Raw genomic sequence first — 16,626 nt, 5'->3', positions numbered from 1 at the left:
GCTCGGGTACCGACGGCCTAACGAAGTGCACTACGGTTATGAAAAGCCAGCCCTGGCAGCGTAGAAGAAACCACTAATTCCGCTGTCCGAAATCCCCGCGGCAGCTCAAGACGCCTTGCAGGTCGTCTCCGGCCGCCCGTAACCACAGGGTGGCCATGCCGTCTTGGTCGGGGAAGAACTGCACCCGGCGATCGGCCAGACACCGGGCGCGGCGAACGGTGATGCTGTCGGGGTGGAACCGCTCGCGGAGCTTGCGAGCCTTGCCATCGAACTGCGTCGGGGTGAGGCGTTTCGCGTGCGGCAGCAACACCGCCTCCAACTCGGCCCGGGCGGGCTGCGAGACGGAATCCAGCTGGTCGAGCAGCCGCTGGGCATGCCGGAGGGAGATCTCCCCGGTGCGGAGCGCGGTCAGGGTCTGCGGGCGGGATTCGACCAGCACCCGACTCTGGTGCAACAGGCCAGAGGCAGTGCCGGCCGGGATGCGCAGCGCACAGGCCATTTCAGCGACCAGGCCCTGCTGAGCGGCGAAGGTCGCATCCCAGTCATGCTCATGCTGCGGACCGGCCTGGGGACGGCCGGTCTCGGCACTGTTGGTGGTGTAATCCCACGCCTCAGTCAAGACCTCAGCCTTACTCGCCTGCGCCCAAGCAATCACCTTCTCGAGGTAGAGCACCCGGTCGACGAATTGGGCCTGGTGCCGCTGGAACGGACTCAGCACGTCTGCCGGACCACCAGGGGCCAGACCGGGTTGGTCCGGGTCCGGGTCAGCCGGGTCAGCGTCAGCCGGGTCAGCCTCGCCACGGTCAGCCTCGCCACGGTCAGCGTCGGCAGGGTCAGTGTGACGCTCGCCAGCGGTGCATCCGTCAGTGGTGCATCCGTCAGTGGTGCATTCGTCAGCGGTGCATCCGTCCGGGATGAAATCGACCGGGAGGTAGTTGTCCGCGAGGTAATTGGTATACAGGAACTCCTCGCGGAGGTCCTCATCGAAGAGGTGCTCGGGCGGCACCGCACCGAATACCTCGGTCAGGTCGAGGTCGGCCGGAATGGTCGGGCCGTCAATCAACTCCGGGCGGCCAATCGTCGGGCTCACCGGTGCCAGGCTCACTGGTGCCGGGCTCACCGGTGCCGGACTCACCGGTTCCAGATCGACCGGGTCGGTGACCTCATACGGGGCGAATTCTCCGAGCCCCTCGGCAATTTCACACCGCCAATCAGCCTGACACTGCGCCCAGAACACCTCGAACTCGGCACGCTCTTCGAGTGTAGACGGCGGGTAGCCGTGAGCCGCGAAGAATGGATCGACACGGCCCGGCTGTGGGGTGTCGCCGCTCTGGCTCATAGAAGAAGTGTACCAAAACCATGCGCCAGAGTCGAGGGTTTCTCAGATATGTTTGGATGTCTGTGCGAATATGCATTCGGGCAGACCGTGCGTTGTCGAGACCGGCTCAGGCCAGTCGATGGCGGTCTCGGCAAGCTCGACCAACGGCAGTGGCCGGGTTCTCCAGACCGCTCGCGGCGGGAGAGAGCGGGCTCGACCAACGGCTAGGGTCGGTTCCGCAGACCGCCTTGCGTCAGTCGCCCGGATCTTGTCAGGCTCGATCGACGGAAATCAGCGGACCTTCGGTGCACCAGCTAGCTGACGTCCTTCTTCCAGCTCACGGCGTACCCGATGACGGTGGCCACGAGCGCGTAGCCGAGCAGCACGAGGCCGCCCTGCCACCAGTCCAGGGGCGCTGCGCCGGCCGGGTTCATAAGCGTGAAGATGCTCGCGCCGACCAGGGCGTCGGAGGCGGCACCGGGGAGAAAGTTGCCGATCTTCGCGGTGACCTCGAGAAAAGAGGCCGCGAGCCGCAGCAGAGGTTCGACGAACTGGGTGAAGGCGAGCACGATCACGATCGAGGCGACCTGATTGGGCACGAGCACGCCGAGACCGACGCCGATCGCGGCCCACAGGCCCATGGCGAGCACCGAACGAGCTGCCAGCAGCCAGGTCTCCGAATCGAGGAGCAGCGCATCCACACCGAAAGCACTCATGACGCCGCCGCCGATACCAACGGATGCCGCCAGCGCGATGAGACCGAATGCCGCGCCGACCAAGAGGAGTGTGACCGTCTTGGCGCCGAGCACGACCCCGCGTCGCGGTGTCGCCAGAAAGGTCGGGGTCAGCGTCTGGTGGCGAAACTCGCCGGTGGTCGCGAGGGCACCGATCAGCACCGGAAAGACATAACCGACCGACGATGCGAAGCTGTAGATGATGGGTGGGAGGCTTCCGAAACCGCTCAGGTCGCCGCCGCCGGTATTCACCGTATCGGGGCTGATCACACCGGTCTGAAGCCCGGAGAACAACGCCGCAAGACCGCCGGCCAGCAGTCCGATGTAGCCAAACAGCACGAGGGCGATTATCCACCAGAGGCGAGTGGTGAAAATCTTGGCGAATTCGGCCGCAATGGACCGCAGGAACGAAGTCATAGTGAGTGGCCTCCGCCGACGAGGGCGAGAAACGAGTCTTCCAGGCCGACTTTCTGCCGATGCAGCACGCTCAGTTCGACCCCGGCTTCGAAGGCGAGGTGGCCGAGCAGGGCCGGGTCGCTGGTTGCCGCGATGAGTCCGGTGCGGCCGGTCGTGAAGGTGATGCCGGCCGCCGTGAGTGCGGTGGCGAGGTTCTCGCGGTCGGGAGAATCCACGATCGTCTGGGCCGCGGCATCCGTGTCGAGGCTTGACAAGGGCCCGAGGTGCACGAGCTCGCCGCGGGCGATGATCACGACGTCGTCGACGCTCTGCTGCACCTCGGAGAGCAGGTGCGAACTGACCAGAACGGTGCGTCCTTCGGCGGCCATGTCGCGCAGAAAACCGCGAATCCAGCGGATGCCCTCCGGGTCGAGCCCGTTGATCGGCTCGTCGAGAACCAGTACGCCCGGGTCGCCGAGCAGGGCATAGGCGAGGCCGAGGCGCTGGCGCATGCCGAGCGAGTAACCGCCGACGCGTTGGGCGGCATGGGCGGCGAGGCCCACCTGGGTGAGCACCTCCAGCACCCGGGTGCGCGGCAGTCCGGCTGCGATGGCGTAGACGCCGAGGTGGTCGCGAGCAGAACGACCCGGGTGAAAACTCGCCGCTTCGAGGGCGGCCCCGACCGTTTTAAGCGGATGCGGCAGGTCGCGATAGCGCACGCCGCCGAAGGTGGCCGTTCCGCTGCTCGCGGCGACCAGCCCGAGCAGAATACGCAGGGAAGTGGTCTTTCCGGCGCCGTTCGGTCCGAGAAAACCGGTGACCCGGCCGGGTTCGACTGTGAAGGACAGATCGTTGACCGCGGTGACACCGCCAAAGCGTTTGCTGATGTTCGTGAACTCGATGAGCGCGCCGGTCGGCATCCGACTCCCCTCTGTGCTGCTTCAAGAAATAGTGCTCCCAGCCTATTCCCCGCGTGGCCGTTTTCGGCTGCCGACCGGGGATTATTTGGTGAGGGCGTGCTGTTGGCAGGTCGGAGCAGCCAGCGCAACGCACTCGGGGCAGACCACGAGTTGCTCCCGGCAGGAGGCGTCCCGGCAGTTGCGCATGTTCGTGGTCGGTGCCGCGCAGACCTGGCAGCTGCCGAGTACGGCAGCCTCTGGGGCGAAGTCGATGGACATCCGCTGGTCGAAGACGTAGAGCGAACCCGACCACAGGCCTTCGTTGCCGAAGGTCTCGCCGTAGCGCACGATGCCACCGTCGAGCTGGTACACCTCGCCGAATCCGCGCGATTTCATGAGACCGCTCAGCACCTCACAACGGATGCCGCCGGTGCAGTAGGTCACGACCGGCTTGCCCTTGAGATGGTCGTATTTACCGCTGTCGAGCTCGGCCACGAACTCGCGGGTATTGGCCACATCCGGCACGACCGCGTCCCGAAAATGGCCGATCTCGGCCTCGAACTTATTGCGCCCGTCGAAGAAGACGACCTCATCGCCCCGCTCGGCGACGAGCGCATTGAGCTCGGCCGGTTGCAGCTTGGTTCCGCCGCCGATGACGCCGTTCGCGTCGACGCGCAGTTCGCCGGGGGCTCCGAAGCTCACGATTTCGTCGCGCACCTTGACCACAAGCTTGGGAAAGTCGAGGCTGTGGCCGTGCGAGTCGAGCCCGGTGCCCTCGCTGAACTTGAAATCGATGTTCTTGAACGCCGGGTAGTCGCGGGTCCTGCGAATGTACTTCTTGATCGCCGGCAGGTCGCCGCCGACCGTGCCGTTCAGGCCGTCCTTGGAGATCAGGATGCGCCCGCGCAGGCCGAGCCCGGCGCACAGGTCGCGTTGCCAGAGCCGCACAGCGTCTGGATCGGCCAGGGGAGTGAAGATGTAATAGAGCAGAATCTTCGGAATGGCCATGAGCCCATTTTATTAGGGGCGCGTAGGCTGGCCGCACAACAAATAGGAGGCCCCTCGTGACCGTTGATCCGCTCGCCCGCTTCGGCGAAGTGCCCCAGTTCTCTCTCACGAGCGCCGACATGACCGACGGCGGACCCCTCGCCGCGCCTCAATACGGTGCTGGTGCCGGGGGAGCGGATGTCTCCCCCCAGCTGTCCTGGACCGGCTTCCCGCCCGAGACCCGGAGTTTCGCCCTGACCGTGTACGACCCCGACGCCCCGACCGGCTCAGGGTTTTGGCACTGGGCGGTAGCGAACCTGCCGGTATCGGTGACCGAGCTGCCCGCCGGAGTCGATGCCCTGCCGTCCGGCTCGCTCGTGTTGCCGAACGAGCAGCGCCTGACCTCCTTCTCCGGTGCCGGACCGCCGCCGGGAACGGGCACCCACCGCTACCAATTCATCGTGCACGCCGTCGACGTGCCGTTGCTCGACATCGACGCGCAGTCGACGCCGGCCGTTCTCGGCTTCAACCTGCACTTTCACACGGTCGCGCGTGCGGTGCTGGAGGCGACCGGGGTCGCGGGCGGGGCATCCGCTGCCTGAGTTGAAACCGGGAGTTCACCCCATATGGGGGAGCTCTCAGCGGGGATTCGTGGGATTCGACATAACCTCAGGTAATGAGTTACACCAGTACCGCGTTCGACATCGTTCGTCCCACTCCCCTCGCAGCACACCCCTCGACTTCGGCGGGCACCGCCCGCGCTGACCGCCGCGCACCGGCCTGGCTGCACGGTATCCGTTTGCACGCGGACGGCGTGACCGTCGACCGGTCTACGCACCGGGAGACGGGCATCCGTCGGCTGCCGGTCTGGGCTTGGCGTGCACTCATGTTGCGGCGCGCGACACCGGTGCACAAGTTCAATCTGCACCCGATCGACTCCGTGGAGTACGACCTCGATATCGACTACATCGGCGACGGCCAGAAGATTCACCGGCTCGACGTCCTCGTGCCCAAGCGCACGGATGCCGAAGCGGCACCCCTGCCGGTCTACGTGTACTTTCACGGTGGCGGCTGGACCTCGGGCGACAAGGATCCGCTGACCAAATACTGCGCGAGCCAGGCCGCTGAGGGCATGATCGTCATCAACGCCAACTACCGCATGGCGACGCGGTTTCAGCTGGGCCACATGATGCAGGACGGCAACGCGGTGCTCGACTGGGTCGCCCGCAATGTCGCGGCCTATGGCGGCGACCCGACGCGCATCGTGCTCGGTGGCGATTCCGCGGGCGGCCACATCGCCGCGCTGCTCACGGCCGCCGCCTATGCGCCCGAACTCGCCGAGCACTACGGCATTCGTCCCCCCGTCACTGCCCGCCATCTGCGCGGTCTGGTGCAGCACTGCAGCATTGCCGACTTTTCGGTGCTGTTCGACCGCGGATTCGTCTTGAGCCTCAATTTCGTGCGGATGCTGCTGCCCGAGCGGGGCCGCGGGCTGCACCTGCGCACCGCCGTACGGTTCATGTCGCCGATCGAATGGCTCGACCGGGGCTTTCCGCCGGTGTTCGTCACGACCTCGGAGCGGGACTATTTCTATCGCGCCAACCTCAACTTCATCGAGGCGCTGCGGGCGCGCAAGATCTGGGTGGACACCCTGATTTACGGACGTCGCAGCGTCAACACCAAGCACACCTGGCAGCAGGACGACTCGCATCCGGAATCGCAGGAGGTCTACCGCCGCCTCGGCGCCTTCGTGCGTGCGGTCGCGCCGCGCGCGGTGGTCGCTGTTTAGGACCGTGCGCCGGTCGCGGCGAGCACCCCGCCGAGCCCGATCATGATCACGCCGCCGGCCGAGGAGAGATTCTCGACGCGCTGCGGTGATTTCGCAAACCAGGTCCGCGCCGTGCCGGCCGCGAGAGCCCAGGTGCTGTCGCCGAGCAGGGCAAGCACCACGAAGACCAGCCCAAGCACTGCGAGTTGCAGCGGCACATCGCCAGCCCGGTAATTGACGAACTGTGGCAGTACCGCGATGAAGAACACGAGCGACTTCGGATTGCTGAGCCCCACCACGAACCCCTCGAACACGAGCCGCCACTTGGTTTTACGCGCCACGCGGGCCTCGCTCATCCGGGCCGCCTTGTGCCGGTTTCGAATAGCCTGCACCCCGAGATAGATGATGTACGCAGCACCGGCGAACTTCACGATCGTGAACAGCAGCACGGACTGGGTCACGATCGCGCCGAGTCCGAGCGAAACCGCGATGATCACCGGAATCAGACCGAGAGCGTTGCCGAGAACGCTGAGAAAGCCACCGAGGCGTCCGAGAGCGAGCGAACGCCCGATCACAAACAGCACGGTCGGGCCGGGAATGACGATGAGCGCGATCGACGCGAGGGCGAACGTCAGCAGGGTGGGCAGGGAAACCATGTTTGAGCATATCGTGCAGGCAAGCTGGTCTGGAGAGACGGATGCTGGCGCTCACCCACAACGGATTGCCCGCCTGCACCGCGGCCTCGCTAGCATCGGGGTCGTGCATATGTTCTTCAGAACCCTCCTCCATGCCCTGCTGTCGCAGTTCGGCCCCCGGCTCGGTCACTTCGACGTGGCGCGCACCAACTTCGTGACGCTGCCCACCGACCAGGACATTTTGCGGCACATGAACAACGGCGTCTACCTGTCGATCATGGACGTGGCCCGCTTCGACATGCTGCACCGCACCGGCGTCTGGGCGATCTTCAAACGGCGAGGCTGGTATCCGGTCGTCGTGTCGGAAACGATCAGTTTTCGCAAGTCGCTCAAGCTCGGCCAGAAGTTCACGGTCGAGTCGCGCATCATCGGGTTCGATGAGAAAGCCGTGTACGTCGAGCAGCGCTTCGTACGACCGGATGCCGATGGCACGCCCGAAATCTACGCCCACGGTCACATTCGTGGTCGCTTTCTCAAGCGCACCGGTGGAATCGTCACGATCGACGAACTGCTCGAGGCCATCGGCGTCGCCCCCGACAACGTGAGCGTGCCCGACTGGCTGCTGGAGTGGGCAGCCACCGCGGCGGTCCCGCCCACGCGCGCTCCCGCCCCCAGCATCTGGAACTAACCGCGCGGATACGGTGACGTCGGGGGAATCCATGCTCGCAACGCGAGGGCGACTTGACTGCGGGGCGCTTTGTCTCTCGCGGAAAATCGACCTCTTCGGCTCACGTGCGCCAGGGTGGTTCCGGGCTGGGCGTATTGGCCCGGTGGGTTTGGGCTGGTCGCCAGATTTGGGACGGGTCCCACAGGACGGGGACGAGTAGTTGGGGTCGGCCGTGAATCATGCGGATTTTCCAGCCGCTGATGTCGATCATGTGGTGGTGGTACCAGCACAATAGGACCGCGTTGTCGATACGTTGCTAATACGACCCCAACCTCGGCCTGTGGCGAGGTATGATGCGCCTTCGGTGCCTAATTCGTTGCCTTCAATCGCCCTACCGGGCTCCCGCGTTACGTTGCTTATTCAAGCTCAGGCGGGCTTTCTGAGCAAATGTGATCCCTTTTCGCTCGCCCATAGCGAACGCTCTTTGTCATTATTCAGGAGGTGGCGAAACGGGTGGCCATCATCATTCAGGATTTGGTGTGGCCCACGAGGCGGATGTTGCTGGTGGGACAGCGCCCCGGCCCTCGAAGGTCATGCTGGCCAGATACTCCTAAATTCTGACGGTCGCACCGCCCAGGAACTCCCGAATGGTGAAAGGGAAAGGGGCCGGGATACTGGCGGCATCCGCTCCCCGCCAGTCGCGCTACTGCTTGTTGAGTGGCAGCAGGATTCCCTTCACCGACGGACCGGTCGCGAGGAACTTCTGCACGGCCGGGTCCTGGAAGGCCGCGACGAGCTTCTTGATGTTGTCGGTGTCGGCGTAGTCGCTGCCGATCGTGAGCTGGCCGGCGAAGTCGTCCGGTGCGGCGGGGGCGAAGATTTGCTGCTCGAGCGGGATCTTTGCGGCGAGGTAGTACTCGGTGTACCCGGCGGCGGCATCGATGTCGGGCAGCGCGCGCGACTGGGCGGCGAAGTCGAGCAGCACGAACTTCAGGTTCTTCGGATTCGACGCGATGTCGTCCTGGGTCGCGGTGCCGGCGGTTGCGCCGTCCTTGAGGGTGATGAGCCCTGCGTTCTCGAGCAGCCATAGCCCCTGTGCCTCGTTGGCGGGGTCGGAGTAGAGCGAGATGGTGGCGCCATCCGGGATCTCCTCGACGCTGCCCCACTTCTCGGACCATAGCCCGAAGCCCCACCGGAAGACCGGTGTCGCCGCCGTCTCCCGGAAGTCGGGGTTGGCCTCGAGCACCTGGCTCAGCCAGAGCTTGTGCTGGTAGATCGTGCCGGCGACCTCGCCCTCGCTCACCGCACGGTTGATCGTGTTGCTGTCGGAGAGTCCCCTGAAGGCGACCGTGATCCCATAGTCGGCGGCCACGTTCTTGGCGACGAACTCGACGAGGGCCTGCTCGGCCGCGTTGCCCTCCGCCGTCGCGATGACGAGCGTGGCGCCCGCGACCTCGTTCGGCGAGACGCTCGGATTGAGCAGCGGGATGCCGATCGCGGCGGCGACCGCGACGACGGCCACCGAGGCGCCGGCGATCCAGGGCCAGCGGCGGCGCGTCTTGAGCTCGAAGCCGTGCGGCTCGTCGGGGTCCTGCGAGGTGGGTTTGGTGATCGTGCCTTGGGACATGGTGTTTCCTTTCGAGGTGCTGGAGTCGTGGTGACGCAGTGGCGTGAACGGGCGGGTGGCAGGGTCGAGCGGATGCCGGGTGGGGAGGCTCATGCCAGGCAAGGGTGGTTCGGCGGAAGCGTCCCCGCGCTCAGCGTGGGACGGGCATCGACTTCGCGCGCCTCGGCTGGCGCTCGCGGGCGTGCGGCGTCGCCAGTCGCACGAGCCGGTCTCCGAGCAGCTGCACCGTGGCGACCGTCGCGACGAGGATGATGATCGTCGCGAGCATGACGGTGTTGTCGAAGCGCTGGTAGCCGTAGGTCACCGCCACGTATCCGATGCCGCCGGCGCCGATCGTGCCGGCGATCGCCGAGTACTCGATCATCGCGATCGTGTTGATCGTGAGCCCGCCAATGATCGCGGGCAGCGCCTCGCTCAACTGCGCGGTGCGGACGATCTGCAGAGGCGACGCACCGGACGCCCTCGCGACCCGCACGAGCGTGGGCGGTACGCCACGCAGCGAGTTCTCGACAATGCGGGTGAAGAACGCGATCCCGGCGATCGCCATCGGCACGACGGCCGCGGCGATGCCGATGTTGGTTCCGGTGATGAAGCGCGTGAACGGAACGATCGCCGCCATCAGGATGAGGAACGGCAGCGACCGGCCGATGCTGACGATCCAGCTGATCGACTGGTGTAGCGCGGGGTTCTCGACTAGGCCGCCAGGCGCGAGGTTGTGCACGAGCGCGCCAAGCGGCACCCCGACCAGCACGACGATGACCATGACGATGCCGACCATGATGAGGGTGTCGATCAGCGCCGGGAACACGAGCGCCGGGATCTCGGCGATCGGCACGTTGTTGTTCGTCGGAAGGGCCGTGCGGATGCCGGTGGCGAGCACGCTCAGGGCAGCGCTCATGCAACACGCTCCAGTGCGGGCACTGTGGACGAGATCGAGGCCGCCGGGGTTGTGTCGCCTGCCGCAGCCGGGGCGGACGCATCCGCGGACGTCGAACGCCCGCCATCCGAGGACCTCGAAGACTCCTCCGCCGACCGGTCGGCCAGAGCCGCAGCCTCCGGATCCTCGGGCACGGGCCGGGCATCCAGCCCCAGGCGGCGGGCAGTCTCAACAAGCAGGGCCGGGTCGACCGCGCGCACGCCGATGTTCGCGTGCCCGACCGTCTGGCCGGCGACGGTCTCGATCGACGCGCCGAGCACGGAGACCGGGGTGTCGAGCTCGCTGGCCAGCCGTAGCACCCAGTCGGCCGGCACCGCGCCGGAGGTGTAGCTCACGAACCAGTGCGTCTCGCCCAGCTGCGGTGTGGCGTGCGGGCGGGCCGGGCGGAGGGCGCGGCCGAGGGCGGATGCCGGGTCGCGCAGCAAGTCGACGATGCGCCCGGACTCGACGATGTGGCCGTGGTCGAGACGGGCGACGGCGTCCGCAACCTGGAGCACGGTGTCCATCTCGTGGGTGATGAACAGGATGGAGAGGTCGAGGTCGTCACGAAGCTCCTTGAGCAGGGAGACGATGGATGCCGTCGACTCGGGGTCGAGGCCGGATGTCGCCTCGTCGGAGAGCAGCACCTGCGGGCGCAACGCGAGCGCGCGGGCGATACCGACGCGCTGGCGCTGGCCGCCGGAGAGCTGGTGCGGGTAGTGTCCGGCGCGGTCGGAGAGCCCGACGCGGTCGAGCAATTCGGCGACGCGGCGCTTCGCCTCGGCGGTGGTGACGCCGAGGTATTCGAGCGGTAACGCGACATTCTGGGCGGCCGTGCGACGGCTGTAGAGGCCGTCGGACTGGAAGATCGTTCCGATGCGGCGGCGGGCCGCGCGCAGCTGGCGCTCGCCGAGCTGGGAGAGGTTCTCGCCGTTGACAAGCACCGAACCGGACGTGGGCCGCTCGAGCAGGTTGACGCACTGCGCGAGGGTCGACTTGCCGGCGCCGCTCGGTCCGACGACGGCGAAGATCTCGGCGGCGTCGACGCGGAAGTCGAGCCGGTCGAGGACGACCGTCGCCTTGGCGCCGTGACCGTAGACCTTGGTCAGTTGTTCGATGCTGATCATGGCCGTGAGCCTATTGTCGGCGCGGCGCGGCGCCTAACCGCGGCGAAACAATATTGCGTCGCGTGACGATGTGTGACGCGAACGACTTCCGCTGGTTGAGCAGGTCTCGGAGCGATCGTCTCGAAATCAGAAGATGCGGCGGGGTTTCGACTCGTGCCAGAGCGCGTTGCTCAACCAGCAGAAAACAGCCCGGGGGTCGTGGTGGTCTCGGTACGAAAAGTTTCCAGCGGCGCTTGGGTTTGCGGCTGGGGTCGATGCTCGCTGGTGGGGCGAACCAGCGCACGTTGTCGACGACCTGCACCCTTCAGCCTCTATGGATCACGTGGTGGTGATGGTGGTGGTGGTGGCTGGGGCCGGGCAGCGTGCCGTTGTCGATGTTGGTTAGTCCTCCTTCATGCCAGGGGAGGACGTGGTGAACTTCGGTCCAGCGGGCGGGGATGGTGCAGCCGGGGATGATGCAGCCGCCGTCGCGGGCGGCGATCGCGGCGCGTTGTTTGGCGGTGAAGCAGCGGATTTTGTCGCCGAGGTAGAGCACATCGCCGTCGTCGCACCCCCGGGTCTGCGCCGTTAGGGCGCAGGCCCTGAGCAATTCGCCGAACGTTAGCGTTCAGGCGGTGCGAGCCGGAACGATCAGGTCCTTGTAGAACTGGGCGTGCGCGGGGTAGTAGTGCTCCCACTGCGGTAGCGGCAGACCGGCGCGCGAGGCCACCAGGCGATCGAGGTAGTAGTCCCATCCGGGGCCAACCGTGGCGGCTTCCGACGGGCTCCGCAGGCGCTGCCCGAAGGTCAGGTTGGTCATGCCGTCGCCCTCGACCAGGTGGAACATGGCCCGCCAGGAATCCTCACCCTCGCCGAAATCACCGTTGAACCGGTGCGGAGCCTGGCATTCGCGAACGCTCACGTACTCCCACTTGGCATCGGGTTCGGCGGTCATCTTGAACTTGACCGCTCCGGTGGCCGGCGAACCGGTAAAGGTGCCGATCCACTTCTCCAGCTCGGCCGGGCGGGTCAGGCTCGCCCAGACTTGTTCGATCGGCGCATTGAAGAGCCGATTGAGCATGAGATACAGGCCGTCCTCGCGGTGAACGAGACGACCGGTGGGCTTGGCTGACATGGTGACCTCCACTTTGAGTGAAACGCGAGTCTTCCCTCAGGCTAGGCCACTTTCAACCCGTCGGCTACACGCGCCGATCCGTCTACTACGCACCCTCGAGCACGGCCATCGCGGCGTTGTGGCCGCCGAGCCCGCTGACCCCGCCGCCGCGCCTCGCACCGGCCCCGCAGATCAATATGCGCGGATGCGAGGTGGCTACTCCCCAGCGCTCGGCTGGCGTGCCGCGCGGCTCGTCATCCTCGAGGAACGGCCAGGACAGCCCGCCGTGAAAAATATTGCCGCCGGGCAGGTTCAGGGCGTGCTCGAGGTCGAGCGTGGTCTTGGTTTCGATGCAGGGACGACCGGCAGCATCCGTCATTAAGAGGGGTTCGATCGGCTCGGCCAGCACCGAATTGAGCGAACGCAGCACTGCGGCCTGCAACTGCGCCCGCATCTCGTCGTTGTTGGCCTCGGTGAGCGCGCGATGGGGCGTGTGCAGGGCGAAAACGGTGAGCGTGTGCGCCCCGGCCTGGGCGAGTTCGGGCGAAAGAATGCTCGGATCGGTCAGCGAATGACAGTAGATCTCGCACGGCAAAACGGAGGGAATCTCCCCGGCCAGCGCCTGCTCATACGCGGCCTGCAATTGCTCGTACGACTCGTTGATATGAAAAGTGCCGCCGAACGCGGCCTCGGGCGACACGCTCGCATCCAACAGCTGCGGCAACCGGGTCAGCAGCAGGTTGACCTTCACCTGCGCGCCCTCCGGCTTTCCTACTACAGCGGATGCCGTTCTTCCAGCGCCCAGCAGCTCCCGCAGCGACCAGGGCGCGACGTTCGCCAAAATCACCGCGCCGTGCGCCCGCTTGACGCGACCCTCCTGGAAGTACTCCACGCCTCCATCGGCGCTGACCGATGTGACTTCCGCCCCGACTTCAAGCCGCGCGCCGGCAGCGCGGGCCGCCCGCTCGAGCGCCCCGGTCACGGCACCCATTCCTCCGATCGGCACGTCCCAGTCCCCGGTTCCATTGCCGATCACGTGGTACAGAAAGCAGCGGTTCGCGTCGAGACTGTGGTCGGCGAGGCTCGTGAACGTGCCGATCAGCCCGTCGGTGGCCACGACGCCGCGCACGAGGTCGTTCGAGAAGCGGTCGCTGATGGTCCGGCCGAGCGGCTGCTCGATCAGCGCGGCCCAGAGCGCGTCGTCGTCGACCAGCCGCCGGGCCTCCGAGCGGGTGAGCAGTGGTTCGCAGACCGTGGGGAACACGGCGCGCGCCAGTCGAGCGGTGTCCTCGTAGAACGCGTTCCACGCGTCGAACTCGGCCGCAGCCCCGATGCGCGCGAACGAGTCCCTGGTCGCCGCGGCGTCGCCGTGATCGACCAGCAGCCCAGCTGCGCTGTCAGCCGACGCGCTGCCAGTAGACGCGACGCCCGGCATCGGCGTATATGACGAATACCGCCGTCGGGCGAGTTCAATGTCGAGCCCCAGCTCGCGAATGATTCTGGCCGGCAGCAGGCTCACCAGATAGGAGTAGCGCGACAGGCGCGCATCGACGCCGGCAAAGGCATCCGCTGAAATGGCGGCACCGCCGACCTGCGGCTCGCGTTCGAGCACGAGTACGCTGCGTCCGGCCTGGGCGAGGTAGGTGGCGGCGACGAGGCCGTTGTGGCCGCCTCCGATGATCACGACGTCGTGGGTGGGTTCGCTCATGCGTGCGAGCCTATCCAGTCCAGGCGCGGCCACGTCGACCTTGGTGGGGTTGTCGACGACGGCAGCCACCGGGCCAGCCAGGCTCTGGCGCCGAGCCTGATGCCGGTGCAATATAGGAACAAGCGAGAGGTGCACCGTGGGCAAAGACATCAGAAGTTTCTGGAGCGAAGACCCGATTAGCGCGCTGCGGGTGACCTCCGGCTTCAGGCTGGCGACGCTTGACACGGGGTCAACGCCAGGTTTCAAGGGTTCAAAAAAAGACTCGGCTGCGGCGGGAACCCAGGCGGCCGGCGTCCTCTCGCACCTACAGGAGATGCTCTTTGCCAACAGCACCTGTGGGGATAACCGCAAGCTTCTGCTCGTACTGCAAGCCATGGACACGGCCGGCAAGGGCGGCATCGTTCGCCACGTCGTCGGCGCTGTTGACCCGCAGGGCATCAGTCACTTTGCCTTCAAGGCGCCCACCAAGGCGGAGCTCAGGCACGACTTTCTCTGGCGTATCCGCAAACAAGTGCCTGCGGCCGGAATGATCGGCGTGTTCGACCGGTCGCACTATGAAGACGTGCTCATCGCTCGGGTGCACGAACTCGCCCCGGCGGCAGAGATCACCAAACGCTACGACCAGATCAACACGTTCGAGCAGGAACTCGTCGATGATGACACCGTCGTGATCAAGATCATGCTGCAAATCAGCTCCGCCGAGCAGAAGGATCGCCTCGGCGAACGCCTGAGCCGGCCAGACAAATATTGGAAGTATCACCCGGTAGACGTAGACGAGCGGATGCATTGGCCCGCCTATCAGGACGCCTTCCAGATCGCACTCGAGCGCACCTCGACGGCGGCGGCGCCATGGTTTGTCGTGCCAGCCGACCACAAGTGGTACGCGCGCCTGGCCGTGCAGCACCTGCTCATCGATGAGCTGAAGGGGATGGTGCTGACCTGGCCGGAAGCATCCTTCGACATTGAGGAAGAAAAGTTGCGCCTGTCAACGACCTGACGCTCCCGACGGCTAGGCGCTTCTCCAGCGCGACACCGCGCGGGCCAGAATAAGCCAGCTTAAGCTGATCAATAAAAGTACGGCGGCTGCGGCAATGATCCCGGCACTTCGACCCAGCGCCACATCGAAGATGAAGATGACTGTGCCGGACACGACGACCGCCACACCGACCAGGGTGGCGCGCACCAGGACGCTGCCGACTTGCACGATCTGCGCCATAGCCTGCTGTCGGAACAGGAGCCGGTGCAAGATGACCGGACCAAGCCCGAGGGCCGTGGTCAGAGCCGTCACGCAGACCAAAATCAGGTACAGCGTGATCTGGTACCGGTCCAGCTCGGTAAAACGTGGCTGAAAGGCGACGGCGAGCAGAAATCCGCCGATGATCTGCGTTCCGGTTTGCGTGACGCGAAGCTCCTGCAGCAGTGAGTTCCAGTTGCGGTCCAGCCGTTCGTTCGCGGTCTCGGTGCGGCCGTCCTCCGGCGCGACATCTGGAGCTGATCCTGAATTCGGCGGGGTCATGCTCCGAATGCTAGCGCCCGTGATGCTGCGTTGCCACGAAGCCGAGTGGGCCGAAGCCAGCGGCGGTCTCGAACTGCCGGAGCCGTGAGACGCGTGGGTGCACTTCGAACGCGAAGGCAAGTGATCGGTTGCTTCCCAGGGGCTGAAGCAACCTTTTCCCGCTCTCGCGGAAGGGAGGGCGGCCCGCTAGACCGGCGCGAGGGGCTCGAACGGGCGCGGCGGCTCCAGCGGGTCGGATTCGGTGGGCTTGGCCACCTTGCTCACCGCCCGGTCGAGGGCGCCGCGCACCGAGACCACTCCCGGCCGCTGCGCGCTCGACCGGCGCGCGGCCGAAAACAGGGTGCGATGCGGGGTGCCCGGCAGATCGTGCAGCTGCACGGCCGGCATCCGCCCCGCCCAAACCAGGTCGGGCAGAATGCCCACCGCATTGCCCGATTCAATCAAGCGGATGTGCGCGATCAGGTCGGCGGTCTCAAACCGAACGTCCGGTTCGAACCCGGCGGAGCGGCAGAGCTGCGTGGCCCATTGCCGCGATGCTGTGCCGACCGGTTCCATCACCCAGGGCAGCCCGGCGGTCTCCTCCAGCGTCGCCGCACGCACGCGGCCCGAGCCGGCATCTTCGGGCGGCACCGCGAGCCGCAGCGCATCCGTGGCCAGATTGACCCGGTCGAGGTCGGGCCAGTGCGCGCGAGTATGGCCGGGGTACTGCTCGGCGAGTACGAGGTCGAAGTCGCGCGCGGCGACCTCGAACAGGCCACGTTCCGGCTCGCGCTCGGTCACTTCGACGCGCAGCGCCGGATAGTCTTCCGCCAGAAAGGTGAGCGCCCGGGGAATCACCGCGAGGGCCGCCGACTGGAACACGGCCACCCGCACGGTGCCCGACACGGTCGTGGTGCTCGCGCGCAGGTCCGCTTCGGCGAGTTCGAGTCGCTCCAGCAGGTAGGTGGTGTGCTCGACCAGAATCTCGGCCTGCGGCGTGAGCTGCACCCGGCGGCCGACCTTCTTCAACAGCACGACGCCGGCCTCCTTTTCGAGCAGCGCGAGCTGTTGCGACACCGCCGAAGGGCTGTAGGCGAGTGCCTCGGCGACCCCGGCGAGGGTGCCGCGAATCTTCAGTTCGCGCAGCAGTCGCAGCCGCCTGACGTCCAACATCCACTGCCCCCTACACCCATCGACCCACCGAAAACCAAATCATTAGAAATTGTAACGAATATCATGCATAAACAATTGCTTTT

Annotated in this window: 17 protein-coding genes; 4 read left to right on the top strand and 13 right to left on the bottom strand. The window is 66.1% G+C overall.

Annotated elements, in window-relative coordinates; genetic code table 11:
• Positions 1 to 73: 73 nt before the first annotated feature.
• From E3O45_RS07210 to E3O45_RS07195, 4 genes are all read right to left on the bottom strand, one after another.
• Entirely contained in the window at positions 74 to 1,339 is a 1,266-nt protein-coding gene (locus tag E3O45_RS07210) for a DUF222 domain-containing protein (RefSeq protein ID WP_134442770.1), read from the bottom strand.
• A 293-nt stretch (positions 1,340 to 1,632) separates the two neighbouring features.
• On the bottom strand, positions 1,633 to 2,469 hold the full coding sequence (locus E3O45_RS07205; RefSeq protein WP_134442769.1) for an ABC transporter permease: 837 nt from the start codon (positions 2,467 to 2,469) through the stop codon (positions 1,633 to 1,635).
• A complete protein-coding gene (locus E3O45_RS07200) occupies positions 2,466 to 3,368 on the bottom strand; it encodes an ATP-binding cassette domain-containing protein (RefSeq protein WP_134442768.1) in 903 nt (300 codons plus the stop codon). The genes E3O45_RS07205 and E3O45_RS07200 overlap by 4 nt, the downstream gene beginning before the upstream one ends.
• An 81-nt stretch (positions 3,369 to 3,449) precedes the next feature.
• Positions 3,450 to 4,355 carry a rhodanese-related sulfurtransferase gene (locus tag E3O45_RS07195; RefSeq protein ID WP_134442767.1) on the bottom strand — a complete coding sequence of 302 codons (906 nt, stop codon included), beginning with the start codon at positions 4,353 to 4,355 and terminating at the stop codon, positions 3,450 to 3,452.
• Between the two features lie 119 nt (positions 4,356 to 4,474).
• Here E3O45_RS07195 and E3O45_RS07190 point away from each other — a divergent pair, with 119 nt between their 5' ends.
• Positions 4,475 to 4,936, top strand: a complete 462-nt coding sequence (locus E3O45_RS07190; RefSeq protein WP_134442781.1) for a YbhB/YbcL family Raf kinase inhibitor-like protein — start codon at positions 4,475 to 4,477, stop codon at positions 4,934 to 4,936.
• Between the two features lie 74 nt (positions 4,937 to 5,010).
• Positions 5,011 to 6,123, top strand: coding sequence for an alpha/beta hydrolase (locus E3O45_RS07185; RefSeq protein ID WP_241985268.1), 1,113 nt, complete (start codon positions 5,011 to 5,013; stop codon positions 6,121 to 6,123).
• Here the strand turns inward: E3O45_RS07185 and E3O45_RS07180 are convergent.
• Positions 6,120 to 6,758 (bottom strand): LysE family translocator, encoded by a 639-nt coding sequence (locus E3O45_RS07180; protein ID WP_134442766.1) that lies wholly within the window; start codon positions 6,756 to 6,758, stop codon positions 6,120 to 6,122. The genes E3O45_RS07185 and E3O45_RS07180 overlap by 4 nt on opposite strands.
• Positions 6,759 to 6,861: 103 nt before the next feature.
• Here E3O45_RS07180 and E3O45_RS07175 point away from each other — a divergent pair, with 103 nt between their 5' ends.
• Positions 6,862 to 7,425, top strand: a complete 564-nt coding sequence (locus E3O45_RS07175) for an acyl-CoA thioesterase (RefSeq protein WP_370450330.1) — start codon at positions 6,862 to 6,864, stop codon at positions 7,423 to 7,425.
• Positions 7,426 to 8,107: 682 nt separating this feature from the next.
• Here the strand turns inward: E3O45_RS07175 and E3O45_RS07170 are convergent.
• The 6 genes from E3O45_RS07170 to E3O45_RS07145 all read right to left on the bottom strand — a co-directional run bounded on the left by E3O45_RS07170 (position 8,108) and on the right by E3O45_RS07145 (position 13,875).
• Positions 8,108 to 9,124 (bottom strand): MetQ/NlpA family ABC transporter substrate-binding protein, encoded by a 1,017-nt coding sequence (locus E3O45_RS07170; RefSeq protein WP_241985267.1) that lies wholly within the window; start codon positions 9,122 to 9,124, stop codon positions 8,108 to 8,110.
• 37 nt (positions 9,125 to 9,161) lie between these two features.
• Positions 9,162 to 9,929 carry a methionine ABC transporter permease gene (locus E3O45_RS07165; RefSeq protein ID WP_134442765.1) on the bottom strand — a complete coding sequence of 256 codons (768 nt, stop codon included), beginning with the start codon at positions 9,927 to 9,929 and terminating at the stop codon, positions 9,162 to 9,164.
• Positions 9,926 to 11,074: a methionine ABC transporter ATP-binding protein gene (locus E3O45_RS07160; protein WP_134442764.1), complete on the bottom strand. Its 1,149-nt coding sequence runs from the start codon at positions 11,072 to 11,074 to the stop codon at positions 9,926 to 9,928. The genes E3O45_RS07165 and E3O45_RS07160 overlap by 4 nt, the downstream gene beginning before the upstream one ends.
• A gap of 304 nt (positions 11,075 to 11,378) precedes the next feature.
• A complete protein-coding gene (locus E3O45_RS07155; protein ID WP_134442763.1) occupies positions 11,379 to 11,609 on the bottom strand; it encodes an HNH endonuclease signature motif containing protein in 231 nt (76 codons plus the stop codon).
• 72 nt (positions 11,610 to 11,681) lie between these two features.
• Positions 11,682 to 12,188: an SRPBCC domain-containing protein gene (locus E3O45_RS07150; protein ID WP_134442762.1), complete on the bottom strand. Its 507-nt coding sequence runs from the start codon at positions 12,186 to 12,188 to the stop codon at positions 11,682 to 11,684.
• Between the two features lie 85 nt (positions 12,189 to 12,273).
• A complete protein-coding gene (locus tag E3O45_RS07145) occupies positions 12,274 to 13,875 on the bottom strand; it encodes an NAD(P)/FAD-dependent oxidoreductase (RefSeq protein ID WP_134442777.1) in 1,602 nt (533 codons plus the stop codon).
• 136 nt (positions 13,876 to 14,011) lie between these two features.
• Here E3O45_RS07145 and E3O45_RS07140 point away from each other — a divergent pair, with 136 nt between their 5' ends.
• Positions 14,012 to 14,872: a PPK2 family polyphosphate kinase gene (locus E3O45_RS07140; protein WP_134442761.1), complete on the top strand. Its 861-nt coding sequence runs from the start codon at positions 14,012 to 14,014 to the stop codon at positions 14,870 to 14,872.
• Positions 14,873 to 14,884: 12 nt separating this feature from the next.
• On the opposite strand, the gene E3O45_RS07135 is transcribed toward E3O45_RS07140, so the two are convergent.
• Both E3O45_RS07135 and E3O45_RS07130 read right to left on the bottom strand, forming a co-directional pair.
• The gene (locus E3O45_RS07135) at positions 14,885 to 15,391 is read right to left on the bottom strand and encodes a DUF6328 family protein (protein ID WP_134442760.1); all 507 of its coding nucleotides are present in this window, start codon (positions 15,389 to 15,391) and stop codon (positions 14,885 to 14,887) included.
• Between the two features lie 186 nt (positions 15,392 to 15,577).
• On the bottom strand, positions 15,578 to 16,543 hold the full coding sequence (locus tag E3O45_RS07130; RefSeq protein ID WP_134442759.1) for a LysR family transcriptional regulator: 966 nt from the start codon (positions 16,541 to 16,543) through the stop codon (positions 15,578 to 15,580).
• Between the last annotated feature and the right edge of the window lie 83 nt (positions 16,544 to 16,626).

The sequence above is a fragment of the Cryobacterium sp. TMS1-20-1 genome, from assembly GCF_004402355.1.
Classification (GTDB): Bacteria; Actinomycetota; Actinomycetes; order Actinomycetales; family Microbacteriaceae; genus Cryobacterium; species Cryobacterium levicorallinum.
This window is presented reverse-complemented; position numbering and strand designations above follow the sequence as displayed.

Bases quoted from the DNA above. Each gene is read 5' to 3' on its own strand.
- E3O45_RS07150 (WP_134442762.1), bottom strand. From the start codon at position 12,188: ATGTCAGCCAAGCCCACCGGTCGTCTCGTTCACCGCGAGGACGGCCTG.
- E3O45_RS07145 (WP_134442777.1), bottom strand. From the start codon at position 13,875: ATGAGCGAACCCACCCACGACGTCGTGATCATCGGAGGCGGCCACAAC.
- E3O45_RS07165 (WP_134442765.1), bottom strand. From the start codon at position 9,929: ATGAGCGCTGCCCTGAGCGTGCTCGCCACCGGCATCCGCACGGCCCTT.
- E3O45_RS07205 (WP_134442769.1), bottom strand. From the start codon at position 2,469: ATGACTTCGTTCCTGCGGTCCATTGCGGCCGAATTCGCCAAGATTTTC.
- E3O45_RS07135 (WP_134442760.1), bottom strand. From the start codon at position 15,391: ATGACCCCGCCGAATTCAGGATCAGCTCCAGATGTCGCGCCGGAGGAC.
- E3O45_RS07170 (WP_241985267.1), bottom strand. From the start codon at position 9,124: ATGAGCCTCCCCACCCGGCATCCGCTCGACCCTGCCACCCGCCCGTTC.
- E3O45_RS07185 (WP_241985268.1), top strand. From the start codon at position 5,011: ATGAGTTACACCAGTACCGCGTTCGACATCGTTCGTCCCACTCCCCTC.
- E3O45_RS07190 (WP_134442781.1), top strand. From the start codon at position 4,475: ATGACCGACGGCGGACCCCTCGCCGCGCCTCAATACGGTGCTGGTGCC.
- E3O45_RS07130 (WP_134442759.1), bottom strand. From the start codon at position 16,543: ATGTTGGACGTCAGGCGGCTGCGACTGCTGCGCGAACTGAAGATTCGC.
- E3O45_RS07210 (WP_134442770.1), bottom strand. From the start codon at position 1,339: ATGAGCCAGAGCGGCGACACCCCACAGCCGGGCCGTGTCGATCCATTC.
- E3O45_RS07180 (WP_134442766.1), bottom strand. From the start codon at position 6,758: ATGGTTTCCCTGCCCACCCTGCTGACGTTCGCCCTCGCGTCGATCGCG.
- E3O45_RS07160 (WP_134442764.1), bottom strand. From the start codon at position 11,074: ATGATCAGCATCGAACAACTGACCAAGGTCTACGGTCACGGCGCCAAG.
- E3O45_RS07195 (WP_134442767.1), bottom strand. From the start codon at position 4,355: ATGGCCATTCCGAAGATTCTGCTCTATTACATCTTCACTCCCCTGGCC.
- E3O45_RS07200 (WP_134442768.1), bottom strand. From the start codon at position 3,368: ATGCCGACCGGCGCGCTCATCGAGTTCACGAACATCAGCAAACGCTTT.